Annotated in this window: 28 protein-coding genes; 26 read left to right on the top strand and 2 right to left on the bottom strand. The window is 52.2% G+C overall.

What is annotated here, in order from left to right; all coding sequences use genetic code 11:
- Positions 1-45 precede the first annotated feature (45 nt).
- The 3 genes from GTPT_RS12285 (at position 46) to GTPT_RS12280 (ending at position 1,977) form a co-directional block, all read left to right on the top strand.
- Positions 46-1,188, top strand: coding sequence for an XRE family transcriptional regulator (locus tag GTPT_RS12285; protein ID WP_029989262.1), 1,143 nt, complete (start codon positions 46-48; stop codon positions 1,186-1,188).
- Between the two features lie 115 nt (positions 1,189-1,303).
- Positions 1,304-1,453 (top strand): hypothetical protein, encoded by a 150-nt coding sequence (locus tag GTPT_RS17575; protein ID WP_156022672.1) that lies wholly within the window; start codon positions 1,304-1,306, stop codon positions 1,451-1,453.
- Positions 1,453-1,977 (top strand): type II toxin-antitoxin system YafO family toxin, encoded by a 525-nt coding sequence (locus tag GTPT_RS12280; RefSeq protein ID WP_029989260.1) that lies wholly within the window; start codon positions 1,453-1,455, stop codon positions 1,975-1,977. The genes GTPT_RS17575 and GTPT_RS12280 overlap by 1 nt, the downstream gene beginning before the upstream one ends.
- Before the next feature lie 152 nt (positions 1,978-2,129).
- Here the strand turns inward: GTPT_RS12280 and GTPT_RS12275 are convergent, their stop codons facing one another.
- Entirely contained in the window at positions 2,130-2,492 is a 363-nt protein-coding gene (locus tag GTPT_RS12275; RefSeq protein ID WP_038011493.1) for a hypothetical protein, read from the bottom strand.
- A gap of 253 nt (positions 2,493-2,745) precedes the next feature.
- Here GTPT_RS12275 and GTPT_RS12270 point away from each other — a divergent pair, with 253 nt between their 5' ends.
- Genes GTPT_RS12270 through GTPT_RS12225 form a run of 10 tightly spaced genes read left to right on the top strand, consistent with a single transcriptional unit; the run spans position 2,746 to position 11,667 of the window.
- The gene (locus GTPT_RS12270; RefSeq protein WP_029990138.1) at positions 2,746-3,234 is read left to right on the top strand and encodes a DUF1441 family protein; all 489 of its coding nucleotides are present in this window, start codon (positions 2,746-2,748) and stop codon (positions 3,232-3,234) included.
- Positions 3,234-5,354: a phage terminase large subunit family protein gene (locus GTPT_RS12265; RefSeq protein WP_029990136.1), complete on the top strand. Its 2,121-nt coding sequence runs from the start codon at positions 3,234-3,236 to the stop codon at positions 5,352-5,354. Before GTPT_RS12270 ends, GTPT_RS12265 begins: the two co-directional genes overlap by 1 nt.
- Complete coding sequence (locus GTPT_RS12260; RefSeq protein ID WP_029990135.1) at positions 5,351-5,566, top strand: hypothetical protein; 216 nt, start codon at positions 5,351-5,353, stop codon at positions 5,564-5,566. Before GTPT_RS12265 ends, GTPT_RS12260 begins: the two co-directional genes overlap by 4 nt.
- Before the next feature lie 8 nt (positions 5,567-5,574).
- A complete protein-coding gene (locus GTPT_RS12255; RefSeq protein WP_029990133.1) occupies positions 5,575-7,080 on the top strand; it encodes a phage portal protein in 1,506 nt (501 codons plus the stop codon).
- Complete coding sequence (locus tag GTPT_RS12250; RefSeq protein WP_029990131.1) at positions 7,040-9,127, top strand: ClpP-like prohead protease/major capsid protein fusion protein; 2,088 nt, start codon at positions 7,040-7,042, stop codon at positions 9,125-9,127. Before GTPT_RS12255 ends, GTPT_RS12250 begins: the two co-directional genes overlap by 41 nt.
- Positions 9,128-9,173: 46 nt before the next feature.
- Positions 9,174-9,497: a DUF2190 family protein gene (locus GTPT_RS12245; RefSeq protein ID WP_029990129.1), complete on the top strand. Its 324-nt coding sequence runs from the start codon at positions 9,174-9,176 to the stop codon at positions 9,495-9,497.
- Entirely contained in the window at positions 9,497-9,856 is a 360-nt protein-coding gene (locus GTPT_RS12240) for a head-tail joining protein (protein ID WP_029990128.1), read from the top strand. Before GTPT_RS12245 ends, GTPT_RS12240 begins: the two co-directional genes overlap by 1 nt.
- A 1-nt stretch (position 9,857) precedes the next feature.
- Entirely contained in the window at positions 9,858-10,514 is a 657-nt protein-coding gene (locus GTPT_RS12235) for a hypothetical protein (RefSeq protein WP_029990126.1), read from the top strand.
- Positions 10,515-10,523: 9 nt separating this feature from the next.
- On the top strand, positions 10,524-11,078 hold the full coding sequence (locus GTPT_RS12230) for a hypothetical protein (protein ID WP_029990124.1): 555 nt from the start codon (positions 10,524-10,526) through the stop codon (positions 11,076-11,078).
- The gene (locus tag GTPT_RS12225; protein ID WP_029990122.1) at positions 11,071-11,667 is read left to right on the top strand and encodes a phage baseplate assembly protein V; all 597 of its coding nucleotides are present in this window, start codon (positions 11,071-11,073) and stop codon (positions 11,665-11,667) included. Before GTPT_RS12230 ends, GTPT_RS12225 begins: the two co-directional genes overlap by 8 nt.
- A 31-nt stretch (positions 11,668-11,698) precedes the next feature.
- Here the strand turns inward: GTPT_RS12225 and GTPT_RS12220 are convergent, their stop codons facing one another.
- Entirely contained in the window at positions 11,699-11,932 is a 234-nt protein-coding gene (locus GTPT_RS12220) for a hypothetical protein (RefSeq protein WP_029990121.1), read from the bottom strand.
- Between the two features lie 170 nt (positions 11,933-12,102).
- Here GTPT_RS12220 and GTPT_RS12215 point away from each other — a divergent pair, with 170 nt between their 5' ends.
- From GTPT_RS12215 to GTPT_RS12155, 13 genes are all read left to right on the top strand, one after another.
- Positions 12,103-13,536: a phage tail sheath C-terminal domain-containing protein gene (locus tag GTPT_RS12215; RefSeq protein ID WP_029990119.1), complete on the top strand. Its 1,434-nt coding sequence runs from the start codon at positions 12,103-12,105 to the stop codon at positions 13,534-13,536.
- Positions 13,533-14,039 (top strand): phage major tail tube protein, encoded by a 507-nt coding sequence (locus GTPT_RS12210; protein WP_029990118.1) that lies wholly within the window; start codon positions 13,533-13,535, stop codon positions 14,037-14,039. The genes GTPT_RS12215 and GTPT_RS12210 overlap by 4 nt, the downstream gene beginning before the upstream one ends.
- Positions 14,040-14,077: 38 nt before the next feature.
- Complete coding sequence (locus GTPT_RS12205; protein ID WP_029990116.1) at positions 14,078-14,368, top strand: phage tail assembly protein; 291 nt, start codon at positions 14,078-14,080, stop codon at positions 14,366-14,368.
- A 111-nt stretch (positions 14,369-14,479) separates the two neighbouring features.
- Positions 14,480-16,177 carry a hypothetical protein gene (locus GTPT_RS12200; protein ID WP_029990114.1) on the top strand — a complete coding sequence of 566 codons (1,698 nt, stop codon included), beginning with the start codon at positions 14,480-14,482 and terminating at the stop codon, positions 16,175-16,177.
- Complete coding sequence (locus GTPT_RS12195) at positions 16,174-16,644, top strand: phage tail protein (RefSeq protein ID WP_029990112.1); 471 nt, start codon at positions 16,174-16,176, stop codon at positions 16,642-16,644. The genes GTPT_RS12200 and GTPT_RS12195 overlap by 4 nt, the downstream gene beginning before the upstream one ends.
- Positions 16,619-16,834, top strand: coding sequence for a tail protein X (locus GTPT_RS12190; RefSeq protein ID WP_029990111.1), 216 nt, complete (start codon positions 16,619-16,621; stop codon positions 16,832-16,834). Before GTPT_RS12195 ends, GTPT_RS12190 begins: the two co-directional genes overlap by 26 nt.
- A gap of 1 nt (position 16,835) precedes the next feature.
- Positions 16,836-17,942 (top strand): phage late control D family protein, encoded by a 1,107-nt coding sequence (locus tag GTPT_RS12185; protein ID WP_029990109.1) that lies wholly within the window; start codon positions 16,836-16,838, stop codon positions 17,940-17,942.
- Between the two features lie 26 nt (positions 17,943-17,968).
- The gene (locus tag GTPT_RS12180) at positions 17,969-18,325 is read left to right on the top strand and encodes a GPW/gp25 family protein (RefSeq protein WP_029990108.1); all 357 of its coding nucleotides are present in this window, start codon (positions 17,969-17,971) and stop codon (positions 18,323-18,325) included.
- Positions 18,309-19,220 (top strand): baseplate assembly protein, encoded by a 912-nt coding sequence (locus GTPT_RS12175; protein ID WP_029990106.1) that lies wholly within the window; start codon positions 18,309-18,311, stop codon positions 19,218-19,220. The genes GTPT_RS12180 and GTPT_RS12175 overlap by 17 nt, the downstream gene beginning before the upstream one ends.
- Positions 19,217-19,780 (top strand): phage tail protein I, encoded by a 564-nt coding sequence (locus tag GTPT_RS12170; protein WP_029990104.1) that lies wholly within the window; start codon positions 19,217-19,219, stop codon positions 19,778-19,780. Before GTPT_RS12175 ends, GTPT_RS12170 begins: the two co-directional genes overlap by 4 nt.
- The gene (locus tag GTPT_RS16760) at positions 19,777-21,108 is read left to right on the top strand and encodes a phage tail protein (protein WP_051170729.1); all 1,332 of its coding nucleotides are present in this window, start codon (positions 19,777-19,779) and stop codon (positions 21,106-21,108) included. The genes GTPT_RS12170 and GTPT_RS16760 overlap by 4 nt, the downstream gene beginning before the upstream one ends.
- 13 nt (positions 21,109-21,121) lie before the next feature.
- The gene (locus GTPT_RS12160) at positions 21,122-21,547 is read left to right on the top strand and encodes a tail fiber assembly protein (protein ID WP_029990101.1); all 426 of its coding nucleotides are present in this window, start codon (positions 21,122-21,124) and stop codon (positions 21,545-21,547) included.
- Positions 21,548-21,716: 169 nt separating this feature from the next.
- Complete coding sequence (locus GTPT_RS12155; protein WP_029990099.1) at positions 21,717-22,442, top strand: HNH endonuclease; 726 nt, start codon at positions 21,717-21,719, stop codon at positions 22,440-22,442.
- The last annotated feature ends 20 nt before the right edge of the window (positions 22,443-22,462 follow it).

The following is a 22,462-nucleotide window of genomic DNA, read 5'->3' as shown; positions in this document are numbered from 1 at the left end:
AGTATTAGCTCAATAAATACTCTGTTGAGTACCGGATGCACCCTTATGGCAGATTTAGCTTATATCAACCCCAAAATGCTTTCCCGGGCACAGGAACGGGCAGAGGTGTCTGTTGAGGAACTGTCCGGGATCACCGGTGCTGCCCCTGAAAAAATACAGCGCTGGCTCACGGGCCAGGATAAGCCGACGTTCATGCAGGCACAGAAATTAGCGGACCAATTGTATATACCCTTTGGCTATCTGTTCTTACCTTATCCGCCGGATGAATCTGTGCCATTACCGGATCTGAGAACGGTATCTGACAGAGGTATACAGGGAAAAATCAGCGTTAATCTCAGGGATACCATTGTTGCTGTAGTGCTCCGGCAGGAGTGGTACAAAGAGTATCTGAAAGAGCAGGACGCGCCTGTATTAACGTTTATTGGCTCTGTCAGTATGGACTCTCCGCCGGAGAAGGTGGCTGAGGTCATAAAAGCTTTTCTTTTTCCTGACGGAGTTGATCCGGGCGCTATGACGTGGGAAGAGTATCAGCGCAGAATTATTCACTCCGCAGAAAATGCCGGTATTCTTGTTATGCGCAGCGGCATCGTCGATAGCAATACTCACAGGCCTCTCAGCGTTAAAGAGTTCAGGGGTTTTGCGATCAGTGATCCCCTGGCCCCTGTCATTTTTATCAACCTGGCTGATGCACCATCTGCCAGGCTCTTTACGCTGATACATGAACTGACTCACTTATGGATTGGTATGAGCGGTATCTCTTCTGTCGGTGTTCACGATGAGCATAATACTGAGAAGTTCTGTAATCAGGTGGCAGGAGATTTTCTTATGCCGGGTGCTGACATGAGAGCATTATGGAAGCCGGAGCACACAACAGAGGAAAACGTGGCTGCTCTGGCCAGGTGTTTTCATGTCAGTCGTTATGTGGTCGTCCGGAGAGCATATGACCTGCAACTGGTGATGTATGAGGACTACCGGCGTTATTATTTGTCCTTGTTAAAAGATTACAGGGCTTCAGAGGCAGGGCCGGATGAATTTTACGCTGTGATACAGGACAGAAACAGCCAGCCTTTCTGCAGAGCTGTTCTGGATGAAGCCCTGAGTGGAAGAGTATTGCTCCGGGATGCAGGCAGACTATTAGGTGTAGCTCCGGGGAAACTGAAACATCTTGCACAGCATTTCAGGGACTGATTAGGGGGATTTTTTAGGCCTGAATGGTGTGTTATAATTGTGCAAATTTTACTCGCTATGCATTATTCACAAGGATCCCCATTGCCTGTGAGTATTGTCCCCGTAAGGAGGTTTTATGAGTAAACCAGCAAAACAGAATCCGGGTGCGGAAAGCAGCAGTCGTGAGAAGATGTTTCGTATTGCTGAAACTGTAAGGGCTCAGCGTGTTCCTGCTTCCCCGGTACAGAGTGATACTGAGAAAAAAGTGTGTAAGGCATCATCCTGATGGGAGATGAGGTTTTCCTCAGGAATGTTATCTCTGACGACGGACATCGTCTGGTTTTTGATGTAAGCCAGACGATGTCACACAGAATGGGTTCGGCTGGTGGATTCACCGAACTCTATGACGGATTCATTGATTACAAAATGCAGAGCGCTGATTTAGGTAATCTTCCCGCGCCTGACATGTCTGTCCAGATGGAATATCTGACGATTGTTGATTTCTTTGGGAAGGATAAACCTAACCATTTCCCCAAGCCTGCAGCAAAGAACGAACAGCTTCATCATGTACATGTCTTTGATGGTCATACTGATACCGAACTAAACTCCTGGCTGGCACGGGCCCAGTCACGGCGTTCCTGCGATACTCTGCTTTTTTACTCATACTTTCAGTGGAATGGAATACATCACTTTTACGTTCTTGAGTTAGCAGAAGATCCGGAAGGACACTCCTTCCAGAAAAATGAAATAAAAATGGCCGCGATCATCCGCATGGCGGTTGAGTACAGGAAGAGAGTCATTACTGGCTGAGTCACATAAGGAATTCTTTCTTTAAGTGATGAAACAACACATACAAAGCTTTCCGGGCACCCTGTACAGATACCTTTTCATTGCTTCATCAACTTAATGCCTCATCAATTCTGGCTAATTGATATCAAATGATGTTGGATGTTACAGTCCCGTTATCTGAATTCTTGGTAAACAGATAATAGTGGAATAACCATAATTAGTATTACCAGGAATAGAATGATTACTAAGCCAGTTATATTGAAAAATAAATTACTGGCATTTCCTTCAAATTTATTTTTATTGTAAAACTCTTTATAATAGATAGTAATTATTTGGGCTGCACATATAAACGCCAGTATAGCTGCTGCTGGGTAAAAAATTAATGCAACCAGATGGGCATAGCTGTTATGTACCTGGGCTGATCTGATAGGGTAAAAAATAGCCAGTGCTATAACTGCACCATAGCATGCAATTACACCACAGGACTTTGTAATCAGATTAAGCAGTAATTCCAGGCTGTGCACTATCTTTTTCATTTCCAAATATGGCCTCGCTATATCAAGAGTTATCTCTCATAACTAAAGCTAACTAAATCTATTTGATAAGTCATTAATTTTCCTCACGGGTCCTCCCCGGGATCCTTCCACCGGGGGGGGAGTACCGCGCGGAAAAAGGCAATTTTTTGCATTTTTTTTCATCATCACCACCAGTGTAATCCTATGAATTTAATGATTTAAAAAATAGCCAGTGTCGAAACTGGTTAAATTTTGTTCACCACCGGAGTGCATTATGGACAGTGAATTAAAGCATCTGACTCTTAACATCAGTCAGTTAGCCACGCTGTCCGGAGTTCATCGCCAGACAGTCGCTGCACGACTGAAAAATGTCCGTCCGGTCGGGGGCAATGACACAAATCTTCGCCTGTATTTACTGACTGCAGTGCTGGGGGAACTGATGAAAATGCCGCCTCCGGTTGCTGAAGGCGAGATGGTTCCTCAGGACCGCAAGGCCTGGTATCAGTCAGAGAGGGAGCGCCTGAAGTTTGAGCAGGAAGTCGGTGAATTGCTGCCGGCGGCTGATGTTGCCCGCGAGTTTGCGGATATGGCGAAAGCGATGATCCAGGTGCTCGAGACCTTACCGGATATTCTGGAACGTGACTGTGCCCTGTCACCCGATGCAGTCTGCAGGGTGCAGGAAATTATTGATGATTTACGTGATGAAATTGCCCGCAGGATCATCACCGACCCGCCAGAGGAGGTTACACCGGAGGAGGAGTGATGACGGTACATGCCTGCGCCGGAACCATCAGACAGGATACCGGTCTGCTTATCAGGGCGCCGCGGCGGATACCGGTGGCTGAAGCTGTGGCAGAGTATATGCGAGTCCCCACATCAGGCGGGAACTCAGTTCCCTGGGACCCGCTGGTGGCACCTTACATGACAGAAGCGATGAACTGTCTGGCCTCCCGTTCCTACGATGCTGTGATCTTCGTCGGGCCCTCACGTACCGGTAAAACCATTGCCCTGATTGACGGCTGGGTGATCTATAACATTGTCTGCGACCCGTCAGATATGTTGCTGGTTCAGATGACCCAGGATAAGGCCCAGGAGCATTCCAAAAAGCGTCTGGCCAGAACCTTCAGGTGCAGTCCGGAAGTCAGGAAGTGTCTGAGCCCCAGAAGCAACGATAACAATGTGCATGACAAATACTTTCTGTCCGGAAGTTTCCTGAAAATCGGATGGCCATCAGTGAATGTCATGTCATCCTCAGATTTCAAATGTGTTGCCCTGACGGACTATGACCGTTTTCCCGAAGATATCGACGGGGAAGGCGATGGATTCTCTCTGGCCTCTAAGCGTACAACGACCTTTATGTCCGCCGGCATGACGCTTGCCGAAAGCTCGCCCGGCAGAGACATCCGTGATCCGCGCTGGAGACCTTCCACACCGCATGAAGCACCCCCCGCGACGGGTATTCTTTCCCTGTATAACCGCGGGGACCGCCGTCGCTGGTACTGGCAATGCCCGCACTGCAGCGAATACTTTCAGCCATCGATGGCGAATATGGGAGGTTACAGCGGAGAGCCTGACCCGTTAATTGCGGGTGAGAAGGCCTGTCTCATCTGTCCTTCCTGTCAGGGGATCATTCCGCCGGAGATGAAACGGGACCTTAATATCCGGGGTGTGTGGTTACGGGACGGGGAGCATATTGACCGTGAAGGTAGCGTGAGAGGTACGGCGAGGCGATCACGGATTGCCTCTTTCTGGATGGAAGGACCGGCAGCAGCGTATCAGACATGGAGCCAGCTTATTTACAAACTCCTCAGTGCCGAACAGGAGTATGAAACCACCGGCAGTGAAGAAACCCTGAAAGCGGTGATCAACACTGACTGGGGATTACCGTACCTGCCGAAATCAGCCGGCGAGCAGCGCCGTTCTGAGGAGCTGATGTCGCGTGCGGAGGAGAGTATTAAACGCCAGGTTCCGGCACAGGTCAGATTCCTGGTGGCTGCCGTTGATGTGCAGGCCGGTAAAAAACGGCGGTTCGTTGTTCAGATCACCGGATACGGGGAAAACCACGAACGCTGGCTGATAGACCGCTACAACATCCGGTATTCCCTGCGCTGCGATGAACACGGAGAAGCACTGCCTGTGCATCCCGGTGCTTATCCGGAGGACTGGGATTTGCTGATTTCAGATGTGCTCAACAAAACCTATCCGTTGCAGACTGAGCCGCAGCGACGTATGCCAGTGATGGCCATGGCCGTCGACAGCGGAGGTGAGGATGGTGTGACCGATAATGCCTACAGACTGTGGCGCCGCTGCCGGCAGAACGGTCTGGGGAAGAGGGTGATTCTGATTAAAGGCGACAGTACCCGCCGTCAGAAGCTTATTACGAAAACCTATCCTGATAATGAAGGGCGAAGTGACCGTAAGGCTCAGGCGCGGGGAGATGTCCCGGTTTATCTTCTGCAAACGGACAGACTTAAAGACCAGCTCAGTAATAACCTGTCCCGTGATACGCCAGGCCCGGGCTATCTTCATTTTCCGAAGTGGCTGGGAGAATGGTTTTACGATGAGCTGACCTATGAGGAAAGAGGCCCGGACGGGAAATGGCGTAAACCGGGGAAAGGCAATAACGAGGCTTTTGACCTGTTCTGCTATACCCATGCGGTCGTCGTACTGCGTGGTTACGACAAAATACGCGACTGGTCCGCACCGCCTGCCTGGGCCGGATCTCAACTGAATAATCCAAATATCCTGTCATCTGACCAACCGGAAAGCTCCGGGCTGAAGCCGGCGCTGCAGGTTTCCGGTACGTCCACTGTTCGTCAGGTTACTCCTGCGGTGACGGAGTCCGGGTGGCTCGGGATCAGCGAAGGAAATGCATGGTTATGACGAAAGCTGAAATCTTTGACACCCTGCAACGGGTGCGGCAGGCCTATACGGACACTCTTGATGGAAAGGCTGTCTCCTTTACCGGTGTTAATGGCAGGGCGATCACTAATCATGATCCCGCAGCTCTGCGCGCAGAACTTCAGTTCTGGGAACGCCGGTGGTCACTTGCAGAACGCTCCGGCTCCGGCGTGAAACTGGCCCGGTTCAGTTAAGGCTCTCTATGAATATTTTTGAAAAAACGCTCGGTGCTCTTGCTCCGGGCTGGGCAGTTGCGCGTGCCAGAAACCGGCTGACCCTACAGGCGTATGACGCTGCGACGCCCACCCGTCTGCATAAGGCCAGGCGGGAAGGCCGCGGGGCCGATATGGCGGTGATGGCAGCCGGGAAGTCGCTGCGTGAACAGGCCCGCTGGCTGGATGAAAATCATGATCTTGTTATCGGTATTCTCGACAAACTGGAGGAACGGGTTATCGGCGCCCGCGGTATACAGATAGAGCCCCAGCCGCTTGACCGGCATGGCAGGCTGCATAAAGCCTTTGCCGGAACCCTTAGTCAGTTATGGGCTGAATGGTCCGTCAGGCCGGAAGTGACAGGTATGTTTACCCGTCCGGAAGTTGAGCGTCTGTTACTCCGTTCTGCCTTACGGGACGGGGAAGTATTCACTCAGCTGGTCCGCGGAAATATCAAAGGCCTTGTCCACTCCACACCGGTTTCTCTCTCGATAGAAATGCTTGAAGCTGACTTTGTGCCGCTGGAACTGAATACCTGCGTTTCAGACCAGCGTATTCGTCAGGGGATCGTTATAAACACCTGGGGACGACCGGTGGGCTACCGCGTTTATAAGAACCATCCGGCCGAATGGTTACCAGGCTACGGTGAAATGAAGACTATCCCGGCCTCAGGCATGTTGCACCTGGCCATGCGAAAAAGACTTCATCAGTTGCGCGGAGTCAGCCTGCTGCACGGGGTCATTACCCGCCTCGCTGATATCAAAGATTATGAGGAATCAGAGCGGGTTGCTGCCAGGATTGCGGCATCACTGGGTTTTTTTATCCGCCGCGGGGATGCCACAAACTACGATCCTGATCGGCCGGGTGAGGAAAAACGTAACCATTATGATATTTCTCCCGGCATGATTTATGACGATCTGGCTCCCGGCGAGGACCTGGGCATGGTCGCGCCGGACCGGCCAAATACCCATCTGAATGAATACCGTAATGGCCAGCTTCGTGCCGTCGCGGCGGGCACCCGCGGCAGTTACTCCAGCATCGCCCGTGACTATAACGGCACCTATAGCGCCCAGCGCCAGGAGCTGGTGGAAAGTTACGAAGGGTACAACGTTCTCCAGCAATGGTTTGTCGGTCAGTACAGCCGGCCTGTCTATCGCGCCTGGATTTCGATGCTTGAAGTCAGCGGCATTGAAATACCGGCAGATGTAGACCGGTCCTCTCTCTTCAATGCTGTCTATATGGGACCTGTCATGCCCTGGATAGACCCGGTTAAAGAATCCACGGCCTGGAAACAGATTGTCCGTGGCGGCGCCGGCACAGAGGCCGAGTGGGTCCGGGCACGCGGACAGTCACCGCAGGAGGTTAAACGTCAGCGTATGAGCGAAACCTCATTTAACCGCCAGCACGGCCTGGTCTTTGATTCCGATGCTGCTCACGATAAAGGAGCCACACAAAATGCAGATCTGCCCGAAAAAAAACAGCGTGATGATGACTGAGCCCCGGGCTGTCCTGGCCGGCGTGGATGCAGTCAGTGGTCAGCACTGGTATGAAATACGCGCACAGGCCGAAGAACGGCATGCCGAAATCTATCTTTATGACGTGATCGGTGGCTGGGGGATCAGTGCTCAGCAGTTTCTCCGTGACTGCAAAGAGGCCGGGGTTTATCAGGCCGCCACCATAGACCTGCATATTCACAGTCCCGGCGGAGATGTACTTCAGGGCTTTGCAATTTACAACACGCTGGCAGGACTGAGTGCCCGGATAACGATTTACATCGACGGCATGGCGGCGAGCATGGCCTCAATGATTGCCTGTCTGCCGGGAGCAAAGGTACATATGCCTGAGAACGCCTGGCTGATGATTCATAAACCCCTGGGCGGTATCGCCGGAACCTCTGATGACATGCGCACTTATGCCGACTGGCTGGATCGGAATGAGGCACTGATGATGGGGGCGTATATGAAGAAAACCGGACTGTCCGGAGAAGAGGTCGGTGCCATGATGAAAGAGGAAACCTGGATGAACGGGGCCGAAGCCGTTGATAAAGGATTCGCGGATTATCTGGAACCAGAGATGCAGGCAGCAGCCTGTGTAAACCAGAATACATTGAAGGATTATCATAATATGCCGGAACAACTGAACACACTTTTTATGCCAAAAGCAGAGGGTAATGTTTCTCCTGTCACACCGCCACCGGCGGTAACGGCTCCTGACGCCGTGACCGGGTCAGCCCTCACGACCCCGCAGGACATTCAGGCGCTTGCCGCTCAGTTGCAGCAGCAGATCATCACCGCGAATACCACCAGGGTGACAGAAATCAACGGGGTCTTTGAACATTTCCCTGCCTTTGCTGAACTGAAAAATGAATGTCTTGCGGATTACGCCTGTCATGCCGGGCAGGCCAGGGAAAGACTCCTGACTGCGCTGGGGGAAAATACTCAGTCTGCAGCCGGCGGCGCCATGGGGTACGTCTATGCAGGGAACGGTAACCTGGTCGGGGATTCGATCCGGGCCTCGGTGATGTCCCGTGTTGGCTATGCTCCGGATGAAAAAGATAACCGGTACAGTGGCTATACCCTGCGCGAGCTGGCCAGAGCTTCGCTGGTGGATCGGGGGATCAGTATCGGGGGACATTCGTCACCGATGGCGATGGTCGGTCTGGCCTTTACTCACAGCAGCAGTGATTTCGGTAATATCCTGATGGATGTAGCCCACAAAGCCGTACTGACCGGCTGGGATGAGGCCGGGGAAACCTTCACTAAATGGACCCGCAAAGGCACCCTGACAGACTTTAAAACAGCGCACCGTGTCGGGCTGGGTGTCTTTCCGACGTTGCGGGAGGTCCGCCCGGGGGCTGAGTATAAGTACGTTACCCTCAGTGACCGCGGTGAACCTATCGCACTGGCCACTTACGGCGAGTTATTCAGTATCGACCGCCAGACAGTCATCAATGATGACCTTTCTATGCTGACCCGTATTCCTTCTGCGATGGGTATGGCGGCACACGCGACCGTCGGGGACCTGGTCTGGGCAGTTCTGACCGGTAATCCTGCAATGTCAGATGGTAAGGCGTTGTTCAGTGCCGAGCACAATAACGAGGTTAAAGCAGGGCTCACTATCGAAGGGCTGGATCTGGCCCGACAGACAATGCTGTTGCAGAAGTCCGGAAAACGCCGGCTGAATATCCGTCCGGCTTATCTGCTGACTCCTGTGGCGATGGAATCCAGGGCTTCACAATTAATCCGCTCTGCCAGTGTGCCGGGGGCAGATGCAAACAGCGGCATCAGCAATCCGGTACGGGATTTTGTTGAGATTATTGCCGAGGCCCGGCTGGATGATGCCAGTAAAACCAGTTTTTATCTCACCGCGGCACAGGGCAGGGATACGCTGGAAGTGGCTTATCTGGATGGTATCGACACACCTTATCTCGAACAGCAACAGGGATTCACGGTCGACGGGGCAGCGTTCAAAGTCCGTATTGATGCCGGCGTGGCGCCTCTCGACTGGCGTGGTCTGGTTAAAGTGACAGCCCCCGGTAAATAACCTGATATCAGCACAGTGCAGGGTAACCCTGCGACAGGAGGACAGTATGGCGACAAATTATCTGCAGGACGGCGGTACGATTGATTTTACTAATACCGGAAAAGAATCTCTGAAGGCAGGCGCTGTTGTGATGGTCGGTGATCTGGCCGGCGTTGCCCATGACGATATCCTGCCGGGGATGACCGGTGTCCTGCATACCCGTGGAGTATTTATCTTACCTAAGGCCGCTGAAGGCGTAAAACAGGGACAATGGCTTTACTTCGGTGGCGGTACGCTGAGCGGTAAAGCGGAGGGTAATCAGAAAGCCGGTATCGCCTGGTCATCAGCCGAAGCTGCAGACGCACAGGTCGCTGTCCGGCTTGCAGAGTAATGAGCCGGTTTCGTCAGCGTCTGCAGCAGGCAGATAAACGTATCACCCGTATATTCTCAGAGTATGAGGAAGTGATGTGGTACGGTCAGAGGAAATGGCATTTCGTCAGCGCTATCTTTGAGACGCCGGATGCTCCCGTCAGCGTTCCCGGCGGTGGTGAAATCCAGGATCATGCGCCGGCGATCAGCGTGATGACCGGTGATATTGCCGGTCTCGAAAAGGAAAGTCTGGTCGTCATCAGGAATCAGGCGTTCCGGGTCACGCACATTGGCAGTGATGAAGAGGGACGGACCCGCGTTATGCTGGCTTACGGCGAACCGGGGGCCGGGCAAAAACCGATTGACCAATGGAGCCGCTGATATGTCCCGCAAAGCCCGTCTCAGCCGTAACCTCCCTATAGATATCGATACCAAAGAACTCCTGAACATTGCCCGACAGGCCGGCGCCACGCATAAACAGTTTATGACCGCTTACTCCCGGGCACTGAAACGGACGGCAGTGACATTACGTAAACGGGCTATGTCAGATTTGAAAACAGGACTCGCCCCCCGCAACCTTTCAACCGTACGACGCCGGATCTTCACTTTCAGACTTAGCCGGACAGCTGAACCGGACATTTTCCGCTTATGGTTCGGGCTGAATACAATACGGGTCAATGATCTGAAAGGGCGGATTCGGGGCAGGATCCGTCCGCGGCACTCCCGGCGGGATAAAAAGACCGGACGATTTATTTGCGCGCGACGCCAGGCGGAAAATCCAGGGTTTGACCCGGCAGGTAGTCTGTTAAAACCCCTGAGCTTTGAACACGGCGAAGTCGCAAGGGCAGGACGGGATCACCGGAGAACGGTTGTCATCCGTGATCAGACATTCAGGCGATTGCGACCGGCTGAAGTTGATATCAGTGAGCCTGTGCTTAACTACATCGAAGACCATGCGTTCGCAGAGGCGATGGAGATTTTTATGCATCATTTTACTGCAGACATTAAAGGTCGCGTTAAAGCCGGCATTTCATTGTGAGGATCACCCATGGCTCAGCCGTTATTTATTGCCAGGTATCATGACGCAGTCATCAGCGCACTGAAGAACATCCGCTGGGTCAGAGATGCTGACACGTACCCGGAGAAAAATATTCCGCGTTATAACGGTCTCCGGACACCGGCCGTTTATTTCACACTGAACAGCTGGGAGCCTGCCGAACAGACCACGGGACAGATGGCTGTCAGTCTCTTTTGCGATCTCAGTATCGTGACGGAAAGAACAGCAGAAGGGGTGACAAAACCTGATATTTTTCTGCGTTCGGCTGCGGCGGATATCAGTCAGTGGATAGAAGGTCAGCTGTTCGGGCTCGATGGTCTGGGGCCGGCTGTATTCACGGGAGCTGAGCAGGACGAGTTTGATCCGCGGATGGATGAGTATCTGGTCTGGCGGGTTTCTTATACTCAGCAGGCATCACTCGGGCCGGACCCGTTTGAATCAGGGGGGCATCCGCTTCGTGAAGTCTGGCTGGGACTGTCCCCGGAGACCGGGCTGCAGCATGTGAATGACTACCACCTTATTTATGAGAGAAACAGCCATGACTGATATCAGTGGTGATCTGCAGCGAAGGCTGGCCAATATGGTACGGCGTGGTGTGATCCATTCAGTTCAGAGCGGGCCAATCCCCAAATGCCGTGTCGATTTGGGGGAAACACTGACAGACTGGCTGCCGGTCTGCCAGGGATTCAGCGGGGCATACCGGTCAGACCGTCAGCCTGTTGCCGTGGGGGATGCAGTCACTGTACTTTCGGAAGCAGGGGAACTGAATAATGGCCGTGTCTTTCCCGGATGGAATACGCTGGCGCAGCCGGTACCGGGAGACAATGATGATGAGCACCTTACCCGTTATGGGGATGGTACTGAGGTCCGATATAACCGCAACACTCACAGCCTGACGATCACTCTTGCAGAGAACGGCAGTTATCGTATTACCGGAAAGGGCGTTCTGGATGGACCGGTAGAAATTACCGGTGAACTGACTGCGGGTAAAAACGTCAGGGTTAACGGAAGCCTTGATGCCGGCAAGGAGGTAGCCGACAGAACCGGTAACCTCTCAGAAATGCGTCAGCGGTTCAGTAACCATATCCATCCCGGCGACAGTGGCGGAAAGACCGGAAAGCCAGTCCCTCCGTAGGAAGCCGAAGGTTCCCTGTATCCCTGGGGCTTCAGATTACCTTGATAGACGCAGGGGAAATGAGGCTGGGGTTGATCCCGAGATAGCTCATTCTGACCTTAAACCCTTTTTTATAACATTCGAACACTTCATTCAGTGTCTTCACTTTCACGTAATCCCTGACAAATCGGGTTTCACTGACCACATAATACCCGTCCTCATAAAGATGAGGTTCGTGTACTTTGCCGGCGTAGTTACCGGATTTTGGAATGTAAGTTAATTTCATATGAATTTATCTTCAGAAGGGAATTTTGCAGATGATAATTTTTATTGTTATCAATATCAACCGACTGATTACAATGACTTTTTATGGCTGCTAATTGAACATTCAAAATTTAATCGAGTGACGCCCCTTCAGCCCGCCTCGGCGGGTTTTTTTATACCCGGAGAAAAGTTATGGCTCAGCTTCATGGCGTGGAAACGATAGAACTGGCTGCCGGTGCGATGGCAGTAACAACAATTCCAACGGCAGTGATCGGAATTACCGGCACGGCGCCGGGGGCTTCGGCCGGTAGTGTGGCCACGGCCAGTACCGGGACACCGTTACTGGATAACAGGGTGACGTTCAGTGCCATTGCGGCGGGGCAGGCCGGCAACCGCTTAATGATTTCAGCCACAGAGGATGCCGGTAAGAATACGGAAACGACTGTGACGACAGATGAAACCGGCGTAATACGCATTGTGATGGCTGCCAACACCACCGCATTGCAGTTAACCGAGGCAGTCAATAAAGCCGCACCGGGTGTTATGGCAAAGACTGAAAGCGGACAAGGCACCATGCAGCCGTTCGAACTGCAGCTGAGCGGCGGCACCGACGAACCATTCCCTCTCAATATTCCGGTAGCTGTGACCAGTCAGGCTCAGGTCAGGCTGCTGGGCACTGAAGGCACATTGCCCCAGGCGCTGACTGATATCAGCGATCAGCGTACGGCATTAACGATAGTGGTCAGGGTGGCGGAATGTCAGACAGTTGCAAAACAACAGCCGGAAGTTCTCAACGGTATTCGCGCGCTGGGGACCTCACTGGCTGTCACTTCTTATCAGCCACGGATACTTCTCGCGACCGGTTTTAGTGAAAGTGATGCTGTCGGTAAATCGCTTGAAACTGTGGCGAATAAACTTCGTGCCGTGGCCTATATAGATTGCGCATCGGGGGCCACCCTGCAGGAAGTGGTGACCCGCCGCCAGCTATACGGTGCACGGTGTGAGTTACTGCGCCCGCGTGTACTGATCAGCGGGATTAGCGGACTACAGGAGTACCGGCCGTATTCGGCTGTTGCTGCCGGCCTGCGGGCAAGGATCGATTATGAAAATGGCTGGTGGTGGAGTAAGTCGAATCAGGAAATCTTCAATATACAGGGCGTGGAACAGGTCGATGAGTTTATTGCCGGGGAGGAAGCGTGCGATGCGAATCTGCTGAATATGCAGAATGTCTCAACCATCATCCGTCACTCCGGGTTCAGGCACTGGGGCAACAGATTATGCAGCGCCGATCCCCGGTGGCAGTTTGAATCTGTCAGACGGACTGCCGATGTTATTGAAGACAGTATTCAGAACACAATGCTGAATTATATCGACCGGCCACTGGATAAAGAAATTGCGGATGATGTTATCGGCACAATCAATGCCTACATGCGACAGCTGACACTGCTGAAAGCCATTTTCGGCGGACAGGCCTGGCTGGATGATGAACTGAACACAGCAGAGAGTCTGGCGGCGGGTGTGCTCTTTATCAATTATGACTTCGGACCGAAATCACCGACTGAGCGTATCACTCTCAGGGTCAGAGTGAATAATAATTATGCACTTGAGGAAATGGTGACCGCATGAGCAGCATAAAAACGTTACGCAGCTGGACATTCTTTCGACAGGGGATCCGCATCCGGGGCGCTCACGAATTCACCCCGCCGGTACTGGCTATTACTAAAACTGACCTGCGTACCGGAGCCCAGGACGCGCCTGCGCCGGTGGATGACGGGATGGAGGCCATGACCTGCCAGATAAAATTCTTCGGAATCGATACTGACATGCTTGCAAGCTTCGGGTTCATCAGCGGAAGCCGCCCGAGATTTACGGCTTACCAGGGGTATATGGCGGACGGTACCGCACGGGGAACTATCGAAGAAATTGAAGGTTTTGTAATGACTGTTACCCCTGATCCCAGAGGGAACAGCGCATTGTCGGAAAACGCGGTCACTGTCGATATTGCCGTGAGCTATTACCGGCAACTTTATGAAGGCAGAGAGCTTTTCGCCATAGATACCGAGCGTTTTATGCGCCGCATCAACGGTGTTGATGTCCTGGCCGGTCTGGCCGCTAAAGTCCGGCTCTGAACCCGGAACCGCAGGCCGTTAAATAAGGAATCGATATAATGGATTACCCTTCCGAAAACATTCAGATTGCCCTCTATACCCCGGTAACACTGCCGGATGGTACCCGTATTGAGCAGATTACATTACGTGAGCCCCGGGTCAGGGATCGCATTGCTTTTGCCAAAGACCACGGTCAGGAAGAAGAGAAAGAAGCGAGAATGATAGCAGCACTCTGTAATCTCACTGAGCAGGATATCTGGCTGCTGACCGCCGCGGACTATATACAGCTCACCGATGCATTCAATGTTTTTATGCTGCCGCCGGAGAAGCGGATGAAGAGCGGATCCTGAAAGGGTTCCGGTTTCTCGGCAGGCGGCTTGCTTTTCCGCTGAGTGATTATCTCGGTCTGCCTTTCAGTACCTTTGAAATGATACTGGCCGGAGAAATGGAGGCTGCGGGTCATGGGTAATATCAGCCAGAATATGAAAGCCGTCATTACCTTTGGCGGGGATCTGGACAGCAGCTGGAAGCGGTCCTCCTCTGACCTGCAGAAGAGTATTAAGAATATCGGACGGCAGTCTGAAAAACTGACCCGCGAGCAATCGAAACTGTCCGGTGAAATAAAGAAAACGGCCTTATCAGGACAAAAGCTCGGAGATCTTAAACGCCGGTATCGGGATATTTCCCGGGAGATAAAACAGACCGGGTCCGAACAGAAGCGTCTGAATGACCAGTTACAGAAAACACAGCGCATGCAGTTATTTAAAAGCGCATGTAAAGGGCTGTTCCGGCGAGGTCTTTCTCTGGCGGCTCAGACCGGGGCTGTTTTGCCGGGCATGCTTGCGGGTGGCGGGGGGCTCCTTACTTCATTGACCGGCTTACTGATATCGCCTGTTGCCACCAATGCCCGTACTGCCGCCCGGGCCGGGATGGCCGGACGTTATGGTGTGGATGTGCCGGTGTTTAATCAATGGGATTCCCTGGTGCGTCCGTACGGAATGAGCGGAGAGGATATCGGAACATTGTTTTCCGCTTACCGCAAAAAAGCCGGCGAATACAAGCAGACAGGTAAGCAAAGCTCCCTGCAGAAAGCTTTCGAAACCCTCGGGTTCGGGGCCGGCGATTTTGCCGGTATGAACGATATAGAGCAGTTCAGTAAAATTCTCGAACGAGCGCTGGCATTACCCGACCAGACGAAAGCCTCTTTTGCCATGACAACTCTGCTGGGTAATGAGGCAGGGAAACTGCTCGCTCTGATGAAACAGACCGGTAAAAGTTACCGTGATCTGATGGATGAACAGTCACGCTACAATCTTGTCACCCGGGAAGGGGCTGAAGGTGCAGTGGCCGGAAACCAGGCCATCACGGATTTACAAACTCTCTTCTCCTCAGCCATTGCTGAAATTTCCGGACAGCTGGGCAGTCAGCTGGCTCCGGATATTCGCCGCCTCACAAATGATTTATCCGGCTGGTTCAGGAGCGGAGGACTGGAGAAAGTGGCCACCTTTCTGCGGCGGGACCTCTATCCGGGGGTACTCAGCTTTGGTCAGGGCATTGTGTATGTCGGGAAAATTGCGTGGGCTGTGGCGAGAAAACTGTCCTGGTTACTGCCGGATGAAACTGCAGATAAGCAGAATATTATACGGAGTATAGGGCAGGGTGATCCTCTCCCGATGGTCCGGTTCAGAGCCGATAAAACGGGACTGGGTGACTGGTTCAGTAAGACGATCGACTCCCCTGAGACACTGGGAAACATTCGCCGGCAGTGGCAGCAGGCTGAAAGCGATGCAGGGTTCTGGAAATCCCATCTGCCCGGTGATTTCCAGGAGAATACCAGCCGCAGAATTCTCTCCTCGCTGGAGGATGAGGCCGCCCCGGACTTCTCCTCACCGGACAAAGGGTTCAGACCTGCCCCTCGCGCTAATAACTCTCAACAGGATCCGGCCGGACTCTGGAATAAGCTTAACGGAACAGATATCAGTCAAATGCCGGTCAGTCAGCAGGTCACAGATAACAGGCGTTTCGATTTCACCATTGAGGTGAATGCGGCGCCCGGACAGAGTCCCCGTAATATCGCCGATGAAGTGATCAGTCGTGCACAGGAAAAAATGGTGTTTGATGGCAATAACCGTTTAACCGATGGAGGGATCAGCTGGTGAGTGAAATTATTCCTCTGTTTGAGGATCAGGGGCGCGCCGGCAGGCGAAAAAGTACCGCGGCTGAAAGCGCCCAGGTCATGCTTATGCTCGGAGATTTTGCTTTCTCTGCTGACAGTACGGCTTATCAGCAACTGAGCCGTGAAGCGACTTGGCGCTGGGGAGAGCAGGAACGTATCGGCAGGCAGAGTCTGATGCAGTATACCGGCAAGGGCGCGCGGACAGTGCGTCTGGAAGGACAGGTACATGCATTTTTCGGAAAAGGTGTCGAGCCTCTTGAGTCCTTGTTCCTGATGGGTGAAGAGGCCCGGCCGTTACAGCTGGTCAGCGGCAGCGGAGAAATCCTCGGCTGGTGGGTGATCACTGCATTTTCAGAGGTGACCAGCCGCTTTTTACCGGGCGGTGGCCACCGTAATAAAACCTGGACGATGACACTAAAATATTATGCCGACAACCTATCTGAGCCGTGACGGCGATATGCCGGATGGGATCTGTGCTGCACATTACGGCGCAGCCAATCCGGCATTCACACTGAGTCAGCTTCTGGAAGCCAATCCCGGACTGGCTGAAAGGGGAGCTGTTTATCCGGCCGGTCTGGTGATTGTGCTTCCTGATATCACTCAACCGGTGAGTACCGGATCACTGAGTTTATGGGACTGATATGGACACTTCACCCGCCGAATTTTGCTATGTCCCTGCTTTTCGTATTCTGGCCGAGGGGAAAGATATTACTGCTGCCCTGCAGCAACGTCTTACCGGCCTCACCCTGACAGATAATGGCGGTACCACGGCCCGATCCGATGAACTGAAAATTACGCTGTTGTCAGAGACGCTGAAACTTCCTCCGAAAGGCGCACGGCTTCGTGTCGCTCTTGGATTCAACCGGGAACTGACGGACAAAGGGTGGTATGTCGTTTGTGGTGTAGCTTCATCGGGGCCGCCGCGCTCGCTGACACTGTATGCAACAGCTGCCCCCATGAATGCTGCCCGTCAGCCGGGGGATGTGCTCAGCCAGAAAACCCGCAGCTGGGAGGATATGACGGTTGAATCACTTGTCAGGACGGTTGCCGCTTCTCACGGACTTATTCCCCGGGTTGCTCAGTCGCTGGCGTCAAAACGAACCGGCCATATTGACCAGATTGCTGAGTCAGATGCAAACCTGCTCTCACGTATTGCCAGCCGGATGAATGCTGTCAGTAAACCGTCCGGAGGCTACTGGCTTTTTCTCGGGCAGGGCGCTGCACTGACTGCAAGCGGTAAAAAAAGAGCCACAGCAGTGCTGACACCTGATCTGGTATCGCGCTGGACCTACAGTGAGGGAGAGCGGGGAAGTACGCGTGCGACAGGTGAAAAAAATGCCGGGCCGCCGGGAAGTATCGGGGTTCGTTATTACGATGAAACTGACGGAAGGACACGAACGGCCACGGCAGATCATCAAGGACCGCCTTCGCAGTATCCCTATACTCAGCCGGCATCTTCTCAGGCGTTGCAGAAAGTCGCCAGGGGGAAAATGCAGGCTGCGAGAAATGCCAGGAAGATGTCACTTTCCGGCCCCTGTACACCTGAGTTACTGGCACTGACTGCCGAATCAAGGGTTCAGACCCGTGGATTCGGGGAGCGTGAGGACACAGACTGGTTAACCGAATCCCTTATCTTCAGTCTGACGCCAGCGGGGCTGAGTTACAGCATCAATCTGGTCAAAGACACCGCTGCCACAAAAGTCTCCCCGAAGAAACAACAGAACAACGGTCCCGACTACTTCGGTTAATTTTAAGCTTACCCGGAAATTACATTATGCAGGGAGTCGATCGCATCACAGGAAAACGCCTGTCCGGTGCAGCGCATTTGCATCAGTCAGTCAGCGATATCTTATCCACACCGATCGGAAGCAGAGTATTACTCAGAGAGTATGGCAGTGAACTTTATCTTCTTGCCGACAGTCCGCGCGATGAATTACTGCGTTTACGGATCATAGCCGCGACAGCCACAGCACTGGCCCGATGGGAGCCGAGATTACGGTTAACCCGGGTGGAAGTGACTTTCCCTGCGACAGAGCAGGAAGTGTGCCTGCTTTCTGTGGAGGGCGTCTGTGTTCACAATCAGCAGCCTGTCAGGCTGGAGGAGATCCGGATTTATGGCTACCGGCTATGATGTTATCAATCTGTCCACACTGGCGGTACCGGATGCTCTGGTTATTCCTGATGCGTCAGATATTTTTTCCCGCTGGCTGGCCAGGCTGAGAGAGCTTGATCCGGGGTTTGATGCTTTAGTCGAATCTGACCCGGCATATAAACAGGGAGAGGCTCACGCACTGCAACTGACGCTGGCTTATCAGCGGGTGAATGATGCGGTAAGAGCAGTTTTTCTGGCCAGTGCGAAGGGCAGTGACCTGGACCATATAGGCGCAGCGTTTAATCAGCAACGGCAGATTATCCGTGCTGCACAGCCAGACAGTATTCCTCCGGTGGATGCAGTCATTGAAGACGATGATGCTTTCCGTGAGCGTATCCAGCTCTCGTGGGCACGAATGAACACTGCCGGCGCGCGTAATGCCTATCGCTATTATGCTAAATCCGCTGATCCGCGGGTACTGGATGCAGAAGCTTACGGGCCGGAAATACATCACCGGCCCGGATATGTGGATGTATACGTATTATCGAGAGAGGGCAATGGTACCGCGGGACCTGAACTGCTGAAGAAAGTCAGTGATCTGCTGAGTAAGGACGATATCAGGCCACTCACCGATTATGTTTCGGTAATGAGTGCCGGGATCCGGAATTACATAGTGACGGCTCAGCTTGATATCGCTGACGGTCCGGATGCTCAGACGGTACTGAACAATGCCCGCGAAGTACTGCGTTCTTACAGCCGGCTGGCCCACAGGATCCATGGCGCGGTCCCCCTGTCAGCTGTTTATGCTGCGCTTCAGCAACCGGGAGTCAGTCGCGTACGCCTGAGCAGCCCACGGCAGGATATGGAGGGGCAGCCCGGGTCTGCGCCCTGGTGTCAGGCAATGAATATTACCCGTACCGGAGAAAACCTGTGACGACATTCTTCAGGACTGTACTCCCCCCGAATGCCACATCCGGAGAAAAAGCACTGGAGAAGGCATCCTCTGAACCTGTCATCGCACTGAACACTTCTGTCGTTCGCCAGGTAAAAAATGCTGACCTTTGTCCTGAGATATTACTTCCCTGGCTTGCATGGGAGTTTGCTGTCGATTTCTGGGAAGACAGCTGGAGTGACAAGCAAAAAAGGCAGGTTATCCGGGATGCAGCTTATATTCATCAGCACCGGGGGACAGCCGGCGCTGTCCGGCGTGCGTTAAGCAGTATCGATGTCCCCTCCCGGGTCATTGAATGGTGGCAGGAAGAACCCAGGGCGGCCCCTTATACCTTTCGGGTCGAGGTTTACAGCGGGTCAGAAATCAGCAGTAGTCTTTATGACGCTATCCGCCGGCAAACGGATAAAGCGAAGAATCTGCGCAGTTATCTGCGCTCCATCGCCGTGATCAGCGAAAACGGTACCGAAGGAACATTTTACACCGGTGGTGCTGTCACTGCGGTGATAGACATCAGTATCAGGCCACAGGGAGCACCGGAATGAACTATTACAGTATTATCACCGATTACGGCAAAGCACTGGAAACCGCGGCAATCAGTCAGGGACGAGCCGTGATCCTGACAGATTATGTGATCGGGGATGGTAACGGTCAGGCAGTCACACCTGACCCTGCACGTACCACCCTTGTCCGCGAAGTCTATCGGGGCAAAATATCTTCTCTCGACGTCTCTCAGGAGCAGGCTAATCAGCTGATTGCACGGCTGGTATTACCGCCTAAAGTCGGTGGTTTTGTCGTCAGGGAAGCCGGACTGCTTACTAAAGACGGCCATTTGTATGCCGTTGCAAGCTGCGCGGCGATTGAAAAGCCGGAGCAGGGAGTCAGTGTGAATCTGAACTTCCGCCTGGCGGTCAGTGAAAAGGCGGAAATCACGTTATCGGTTATCAGCGGAGAAGGTCTGTTTTTGCGTCAGGATGCAAACCTGAGTGACCTGCGGGATACGGTCAAGGCCCGGGGTTATCTTGGACTGAAAGGCGCTGCTGTACTCAATGTCGGGGAAAAGAAAGATACTGTGGCAGCCGGAGATGACCGGCGCCTGAATAACGCGCTCCAGAAAGGTAACAACCTTTCTGAACTGACCAATACAGATAAAGCCCGCAGGAACCTCGGGCTTGGGTCACTGGCTGCGCAGAATGCTGATAATGTCCATATCACCGGCGGAGAGATCACCACTACAAAAGGGGTGACTGTCGGGGGGAACCTGATCACTGAAGGGTCAGATTTTATCCGTAAAAAAGGAATTTCCGCAGACAAAAACCGGAACCTGAATATCACGCGCGGGCTCTCTCTCCAGGGGAAAGGAGATCAGTATGCGGAGATGAGTTTTACCGAAAAGGTCGGTCAGTATGCAGACATAAGTTTCAGGGTACATTCCGGGGGACTGGACGGTCTTTTTTCACTGAGGAACAATGGCGAACTCAGACTGAATGGTGAGCTCTGGCTGGGGGATACCTGCCTGTCGAAAGACGGAAATATTCACGGGACCTGCTGGCAGGGCTGGCTGTATGACTACCTAAATAATACTTTCGGTAAAAGAAATATCGCGCATTTTGTACTGCCACAATGGTGGCGCTGTGGTTCCACAGGACTCATTATTCAGTGGGGTACCGCAGGCAGGGGCAATAATTTACGGGTCAATTTCCCCGTAGCTTTTCCGTCAGCCTGCTTCACGGTGATGATGACCCAGACAAACTCGGATTCCGGTAACAACAGTACATCCAATATCAGTGTAACCGGCCGTGATAACTACGGGTTTACCTCGCACATTTATACACTGGAACGCAGTGCGGACTGGGTGGCTTTTGGTCACTGAGACGGGAGAGCCTATGTATTACTACGATGCAAAGACCAACAGTTTCTATCCGGAAGTATTAAAGGGCGACTATCTTCGTGCGGGTACCTGGCCGGACGATCCGGTCGCGGTGAGTGATGACGACTATTGCAGGCTGCTCAGAGGCTGTGCTGATGGAAAGATAATAGAGGGGGATGAAACAGGTAAGCCCGTGCTGGTGGATCCCCCGCCTGAGACACCTGAACAATACGCGGCCCGTGCCGCAGAAAAGAAATTGCTGCTGACTGAGGTATCAGAAGCCCGGATAGCCATACTCTCCCGCGCCACCAGACTGGATATGGCAACGCCGGATGAGGAAGCTGAATTAATCCGCTGGGAACGCTATAGTGTTCAGCTAAGCAGGGTAGACACCGGTGCCGCAGATATCTCCTGGCCCGATGTGCCAATGACGGCAGGCTAGAAAACCGAAGTTAGTGCTATATTTTATAATATCTTAATTAGAAAGGTTAATGTATAAAAATGTTAATTCTTCAATCGGATGATTAATATTTTTACACACATAAAAATGGATTAAATGTTAGATTAAATTAATAATATTGCCCTGTTTCAACAGTGTCAGGTAAAAAGTGATGTCGCAAAGTAGAAAACAATTCATAGAGTCACATGGAGCAACGTGTAAAAACTGGAACTGGAGTTGGTCTTTTGTGAACCATAAAAAAAAGATGGTGATATTTGGGGCATGGGATGTTGAGAGTGAGAAAGAAAGATCCATTATTCTCAAAGAGGAATGGAAAATCAGCGCTAAAGGTAAAAGACCTCCCGGATATACTCAGGCGATCGAACATATTAAATTAGTTGCTGAAGGTTATGATTTGTTCACTTTTAATATGATTTTCTCTGAAAAATTAAACGATCCTGGCGTTGCCTCAATTAAAGATTTTGAGCGCAATCTTCAAAGAAGATTTCTGAGTAAAGAAGGTGAGAACTGGTATGCGGATTTCTCTGAGAATCCATATCCTGATGAGATAATTTCACCTGAAAGTTTTATAGAAGGTGCAAAAAAAATGATAACCGTTAACTCATATGAACGAGATGCTAAAGCAAGAAAAGCTTGCATTGAGTATCATGGTCTCTCCTGTAAGTGCTGCAGTTTTAACTTTGGTCAGGTTTATGGCGAACATGGGGAGGGGTTCATACATGTACATCATGTGAAACCGATTCATTGTATTGGTGAGGAGTATGAAGTAGACCCTGTTCATGACTTGATCCCATTATGTCCTAATTGCCATGCCATGATTCATAGAAGAAATAGCTTACTTTCGGTAAATGAATTGATTGAAAAAATCAGGCGGTAATTTTTTATTCATTATTTTGA

The sequence above is a fragment of the Tatumella ptyseos ATCC 33301 genome (assembly GCF_000735525.1).
Lineage (GTDB): Bacteria > Pseudomonadota > Gammaproteobacteria > Enterobacterales > Enterobacteriaceae > Tatumella > Tatumella ptyseos.
This window is presented reverse-complemented; position numbering and strand designations above follow the sequence as displayed.